The 6,314-nt window shown below is 70.8% G+C and carries 6 protein-coding genes; 3 read left to right on the top strand and 3 right to left on the bottom strand.

What is annotated here, in order from left to right; translation table 11 throughout:
• The 3 genes from CCN51_RS02765 to CCN51_RS02755 all read left to right on the top strand — a co-directional run.
• The coding region (locus CCN51_RS02765) for a zinc-binding dehydrogenase (RefSeq protein WP_086859226.1) at positions 1-717 on the top strand (717 nt) is incomplete at its 5' end.
• Positions 714-1,736 carry an alpha/beta hydrolase family protein gene (locus CCN51_RS02760; RefSeq protein WP_014180663.1) on the top strand — a complete coding sequence of 341 codons (1,023 nt, stop codon included), beginning with the start codon at positions 714-716 and terminating at the stop codon, positions 1,734-1,736. The genes CCN51_RS02765 and CCN51_RS02760, both read left to right, overlap by 4 nt.
• A 96-nt stretch (positions 1,737-1,832) precedes the next feature.
• Complete coding sequence (locus tag CCN51_RS02755; RefSeq protein WP_014180662.1) at positions 1,833-2,252, top strand: hypothetical protein; 420 nt, start codon at positions 1,833-1,835, stop codon at positions 2,250-2,252.
• 48 nt (positions 2,253-2,300) lie between these two features.
• On the opposite strand, the gene CCN51_RS02750 is transcribed toward CCN51_RS02755, so the two are convergent.
• The 3 genes from CCN51_RS02750 to CCN51_RS02740 form a co-directional block, all read right to left on the bottom strand.
• A complete protein-coding gene (locus CCN51_RS02750; protein WP_014180661.1) occupies positions 2,301-3,644 on the bottom strand; it encodes an MFS transporter in 1,344 nt (447 codons plus the stop codon).
• Between the two features lie 107 nt (positions 3,645-3,751).
• The gene (locus tag CCN51_RS02745; RefSeq protein WP_043487852.1) at positions 3,752-4,201 is read right to left on the bottom strand and encodes a MarR family winged helix-turn-helix transcriptional regulator; all 450 of its coding nucleotides are present in this window, start codon (positions 4,199-4,201) and stop codon (positions 3,752-3,754) included.
• Between the two features lie 121 nt (positions 4,202-4,322).
• Positions 4,323-6,314: outer membrane protein assembly factor BamB family protein (locus CCN51_RS02740; RefSeq protein ID WP_086859224.1), on the bottom strand; the 1,992-nt coding region annotated here is incomplete at its 5' end.

Genomic DNA, 6,314 nt, shown 5'->3' with positions numbered 1-6,314 from the left:
CACCCGCCCCGGGGCGGGTGGGCCGAGTACGCGGCCGTGCCCACCCACTCGCTCGCCGAACTGCCCGACTCCCTCAGCGCCGTCGACGCCGCGGCCCTGCCGCTGGCCGGCATCACCGCCCTGCGGCTGTTGCGTACCGCCGGCAGTGTGACGGGCCGACGGATGCTGGTGACCGGCGCCTCGGGCGGTGTCGGCCACTACGTCACCGAGCTGGCCGCCGCCGCGGGCGCGGAGGTCACCGTGGTGACCGCCACCCCGTCGCGCGCCGAGCGGCTGCGCGCTCTGGGCGCCGCGACGGCCGTGCACGCGGTGGCCGGGGCGCGGGGCCCGTTCGACGTGGTGCTGGAATCCACCGGCGGCGCCGACCTGCCGGTCGCGCTGTCCAAGCTGGCCGCGGGCGGCACGCTGATCTGGTTCGGCCAGGCCAGCCGCACCCCGGCGACACTGGACTTCTTCGATCTCCTCAGCGGCCCGGAAGGCGCCGTCATCCGCCACTTCCACTACGCGGGCCCCAACGCGGGACCCAACGCGGGACCCAACGCGGGCCCGACTTACGGGCGCGACCTGGCCACCCTGGTGCGCCTGGTGCACAACGGGCGGCTCCATCCGGAGATCGGCCGCACCGCGGACTGGTCGAAGACCGCCGAGACCCTGGTCGACCTGCGGGAGCGCCGGATCCGCGGCAAGGCGGTCCTCACCACGGGGGTGGTGTCGTGAACGTCGCCGACCTCGCCGCGGAGAATCTGACGCGCGCCACCGCCGCCGGGCTCGACCCGCACGAATACCGGCGTGTCACCGCCGAATTGGCCTCGGTCGACGACTGGGGACAGGCATTCGTGAGGGCCGCTCGCCGCCACCTCGTACGCGCGGAGCAGGCCGCCTCCCCGATATCGGCGGGCGAGCACTACCAAGTGGCGGCGCGCTGGTTCCACATCGCCACCCTGGGCCCGTACACGGACCGGACGACGGCCGACACCACGGCCGACACCGAGGCCGCCGCAGAGGCCGCCGCTGATGCCGACGCCGCGATGCGCCGTGCGCTGGAGATTCTGGAACCCGGTGCCCGCCGACTCGACGGACCCGCCTTCGCCGGCTGGCTCCGCGGCCCTGCCGACGCGTCCGCCACCGTCGTCGTCGTGCCCGGCCTGGACTCCGGTAAGGAGGAGTTCCACGCGGTCACCTCGGCGCTGCTGCGCAGGGGCCTGGCCGTGTTCACGATGGACGGCCCCGGGCAGGGCACACTCGCGGCCACCACCACGGTCCGGCCCGACTATCACCAGGTGATCGGGCAGGTCGTGGACGCGCTCGGCGTCGACCGGGTCGGGCTCGTCGGCCTCAGCCTGGGCGGTTACTACGTCGCGGAGAGCGCCGCCCACGAGCCTCGCGTGGCCGCCGCCACCACCGTGAGCGGTCCTTTCCACCTCGACTGGCCGGCCCTGCCGCCCCCGCTCCGGAACATCCTCACCTGGCGCGCCGGAGGAACCCGGGCGGCCCGCGACTTCGCCGACCAGGTCGACCTGTCCGCGCTGGCGCCCCGTATCGCCTGCCCGCTCCTGGTGGTCGACGGCGGCCAGGACGACATCTCAGGAGTGACCGATGGGGAGCCACTGGCCCGCCTGGCACCGCGCGGCGAGTACCTGCTCGTCCCGTACGGCGACCATCTGCTGGGCAACGCCCACGCGGACTGGCTGCCTGCGGTCGCCGACTGGATGTCCGGAACACTCGCGTCCGCCTGAACCGCTGAACCGCTTCGCCCCACCGGCGCCGAATGTGACGACCTCTTGGTCGGTGGAGTATTCCCGGGCGGGGCACGGCCTGGCAGAGTCCCGATCATGAAAGACATCCGAAGACAGCAGCTGGGGCTGCTCCCCGGAATCGGGCTGGCAGCCACGCTGCCTGGGATAACGCTCGACTACACCGGCGAGGAACCGCTGTTCGGCTACCTCCTCGCGCTCGCCCTCTTCTCGATCGCCAGCACCGTGATCTGGTCGACGCCCAGGGATCCGCACCAAGGGGTCCTGCTGCCCATCCTGGCAGTCGTCGGCCTGCTACAGGACACGCTGGTGTGGTACTTGATCACCTTGCTGTCCGAGGTCCGCGTGGACAGCGTGTGGTGGGCGCTGGCGGCGGCCTTCGTGGTACGGGGGTGCTGCTGGGCCGCCGTGTGGATCCTGCCGTCCGGGACTCCCGGGACGCCCGGAACACCGACACCGGACGGCACTTCGACACCGGACGGCACTTCGGAGACGTAACGCGCGCCGAACGTACTCACCCCACCGTCGCGACCCTCAGGGACGACGCTAGGCAGAAGGAGACCGGTCGTCGGCACCGATCCGGCCCAGCGAGCGGTCCATGGCCGTGACCGCCAGGAACACGGCGGCGACGGCGAGCATGAGCCAGGCCAGACCGTGCAGGCCGCCGGTGTCGGCGCGGGCGCCGTAGAAGGCGCCGTACGCGCTGGAGGCGACCATCGCGCCGAGGTAGAAGAAGGTGCGCATCAGTCCCGCCGAGGATCCGATCCGCTCCGGGTCGGCCTGGTGGTACACCGCGTTCTGCAGCGCCAGGTTGTTCAGCCCCTGCGGTACGCCGAAGAGCAGCGCGACGGCGATCAGCAGCCACACCGGGCTGTCCGGCCGCAGCAGGAGCATCGTGGCGGATGCGGCGATCTGCCCCAGGGCGCCGACGACGAGCTTGCCGCGCACCTCGGGGCGGCGGCCGGTGGCGGTGGAGACGGCTATCCCGACCAGGAACACCGGGAGCTGCGCAAGCCCCGCCTGCGATGCGCTCAGCCCCCGCCCCTCCTCCAGCCACTGGGGGTAGCCGTACAGAAAGGCGTACGACACGACGGCGGCGAGGACGGTACGCCCGTACGTGAGAACCAGCGGCCGATTGCCGCCGAGCACCCTCAGGTCGATGAACGGCTCCGGCGCCCGCAGCTCCCGCACCGTGAACCCGGTCGCCGCCACCGCCACGAGCACCGGCAGATACCAACGGTCGGCCCGCGGCTGCATCAGGAACAGCAGCAGCGAGACGAGCGTCGCGGCGAACAGCGCCATCCCGGCCAGGTCCAGTCTGATCCGCTCGCCGGTGCGCTCCGACAGCTCCGGCGGGGGCGCCTTGGGCAGCCGTCGGGCGCCGAGGATCAGACCGGCCACCGCCAGCGGGATGTTGACGGCGAACGTGGTGCGCCAGCCGCCCAGGCCGATCAGCAGCCCGCCCAGGGACGGCCCGATGACGGCGACGGTCTGGTTGGCGACCGCGAGCACGGTCAGCACGCCGGCGGGGCTCTCCCGCCCTGTCCGCTGGGCCTCGCCCCGGATCAGGTACATCGCCGCCGGATAGCCCGCGCACGTACCGAACCCGAGCACCACGCGCGCGGCGATCAGCACGCCCAGATTCGGGGCCAGCAGCCCCATCAGCCCCGCGATCCCGCCCAGCGACATCCCTACGAGGAAGAGCCGGCGCGGCCCGTAGAGGTCGATCAGCCGCCCCACCACGGGCTGGCCTATCGAGGTCGCCAGATAGAGCGCGGAGACCAGCCACGCCGTCTGCGCGGGCGGCGCGCCGAGCGCGACGCCGATCGGCACCAACGCCACGGCGACGATGGTGGAGTTGATCGGGTTCAGCACCGAACCCAGGATCATCGGCGCGAGCAGCCTCCGGTCGAAGGCGCCCCGCGTCTCTTTCCCGGCCCTGCGCCGCGCGAGCGACCCGAGCGGCCCGAGTGAAGCGAGCGACCTGAGCCGCGCGATCATGCGCCGCTGAGCCGGTCCAGCAGGGCCAGCGCCTCGATGATGGTCTGCCGCTCCTCTTCCGTATAGCCGGATTCGAGCGACCGGGCGAGCCATTCCTCCCCCGCCCGCCGCTTGTCGTCCACATACGCGGTGCCGCTCTCGCTCAGCGAGATCAGCTGCCGCCGCCCGTCGCCGGGATCGGGCCGCCGCCGGATCAGCCCGCGCTCGTCGAGCACCCCGAGCGTGGCCGCCATCGACTGCGGCCGTACGCGCTCGGCCGCCGCGAGATCGCTGGTCGAGGCGGGGCCGTCCTTGCTGAGCCTGCTGAGCACGGCCGTCTGCGTGGGGGTGAGCTCTTCGTTGTCGTACGTCTCTTTGAGCCGCCGACGCAGCCGCCCGACCACGACCCGGATCTCATACGCGGCGCGCACGGCGGAGGCGGACATGCTGTGAGGAGTCTCTGCCATGCCTCCACGGTAATTTCTTCAGTCCAGCCTGTCCAGTCCAGCCTGTCCAGTCAAAGCTGAACAGGCTGGGCTGTTGAATTGCGCAGGCTCGGCGTCAGCGGAGTCAGCGGAGTCAGCGGAGTCAGCGGGTGATCTTGGCCGCGCGCAGGCGCCCGTCACCACCGTCGAAGTAGGCCACCCCGTCGGCGACGGTCACTTCCGGCTCATGGTCATTCGCCAGGCGGGCCTGCCCCAAGGAGTCGCCGCTCTCGGCGTCCAGGAGATACAAAGCGCCGGCTTCCGTACTGACGTAGACCGTTCCTGCCGTGACCGTGGGCGGCGAACTCACCCGTGGCATCTGATACTTCCACAGCATTTTGCCGTCCTTCGCATTGACTGCGAATACCTGGCCGTATCCCGAGTCGGTTTCGCTGTTTCCGCTGATGTAGACGACCCCGTCAGCGACAACCGGGGGCTTCGAATCCGAGAAGTCGGAGAGACCGGTCCGGTATTTCCACAGCAGGTCGCCGTTGTCTGCGTCCCGGGCGGACAGAATGCCGTCTTCGCCGACGGCGTGGATGACACCGTGAGCGACGGTAAGTGACGTCAGTGGGTCAGGGAGGATGTCAGCGCTGATGTGCACTTTCCACAACTCCTTGCCCGTGTCGGCATCCAGGGCATGGAGGTAGGAACCGCGTACGGTATGGCCGCCGTAGTAGACGACCCCGTCGTCAAAGGCCAGTGCGGCCCCCAGGCTGAGTACCCGACTCCACCTCTTTTCACCGGTCTCGGCATCCAACGCGTACAGGGTGCTGCTTCGTGTGGCGAGCGAGTTGCTGTAGAAGTAGGCGGTTCCGCCGGCCATGACGGGGGCGGAGGTTACGAGGTCGTTGGGTTTGAACTTCCACAGGCGGCGGCCGGTATCGGCGTCGAGGGCGTACACGCGGCTGGTGTCGGCGTTGGGAAATCCTCCAGTGCTGAAGGAGACCACCCCGTCGCTGACAGTCGCGGAGCTTACGATGTCCGTCGTCTGATCGTTTTCCCACAACTGGTCACCGGTGTCGGCGTCCAGGGCGTACACGCCGCGGTCTCTGTCGCCGACGTAGACCGTCCCGTCCTTGACCACCGGCGGCAAGTCCGTGCCTTGTCCCGAGGACCATAGTTGCCTCAGCGCCGGTGCATGGGGCTTCTCGGTCTGCTGCGGCTTCTCGGTCTGCTTGTCGCCGGACTTACTGCCGGGGAGGAGCGTTGCGGTGACGATGGCAGCGAGGACGGCGGTGACCGCGAGGCCCGCCATGACTCGGCCCCGCGTGAACACGCGCCCCTTGCCGCCGGGGGTGGACTCCGGCTGTGGGGGTTCCGCTGCCGGTGGGCCCAGGACGGATACCGTCGCGCCGATGGTGGGGGGAACGACTTCGGCAGTGGTCTGCCCGGTAGGCGCGGACAGTGGCTCGTGCTGCTTGCGGGTGATCTCGGCCGTCACCGGCTCAGGCAGCCAGTCGGCTTCCGTGGACAATCCGTCGGCCTGTCCGGCCTGTCCGGCCTGCGAAGCCCGGCCCAGCTCTGTCACCAGGTGCGGCGCGGTGGGCCGTTGGCCCGGGTCCTTGGCCAGGCACCGGGCTACGACGTCCGCCAGTTCGGGCGGCAGGCCGGTCAGGTCCGGTTCCGCATGGGCCACCCGGTAGTTCAGGGCTTGGGCGGAGCCGCCGCCGAACGGACCGGATCCGGTCGCCGCGTAGGCCAGGACAGCACCGAGGGCGAAGACGTCGCTCGCCGCTCCCACCGTGTCGCCCGCCAGCTGTTCGGGGGACATGAAACCGGGCGTCCCGACGATCGCCCCGGTCAGCGTGAGCTTGGTGGCCTCGGACGCCAGGGAGATACCGAAGTCGATCAGCCGCGGGCCGTCCGCGGCCAACAGGACGTTCGAGGGCTTGAGATCGCGGTGCACCACATCAGCGCGGTGAACGGCCTCCAGCGCCTCGGCCAGCGCGGCGCCCAGTGCCAGCACCGAGGACTCCTGCCAGGCGCCGTACGCGGCCACCGCGGCATCCAAGGACATCCCCGGCACGTATTCGGTGGCCAGCCACGGCGGCATGCCCTCCGGGTCGGCATCCACCACCGCGGCGGTGAAGAA

Origin of the sequence: Streptomyces milbemycinicus (assembly GCF_002154605.1) — a bacterium.
GTDB classification, from domain to species: domain Bacteria; phylum Actinomycetota; class Actinomycetes; order Streptomycetales; family Streptomycetaceae; genus Streptomyces; species Streptomyces milbemycinicus.
This window is presented reverse-complemented; position numbering and strand designations above follow the sequence as displayed.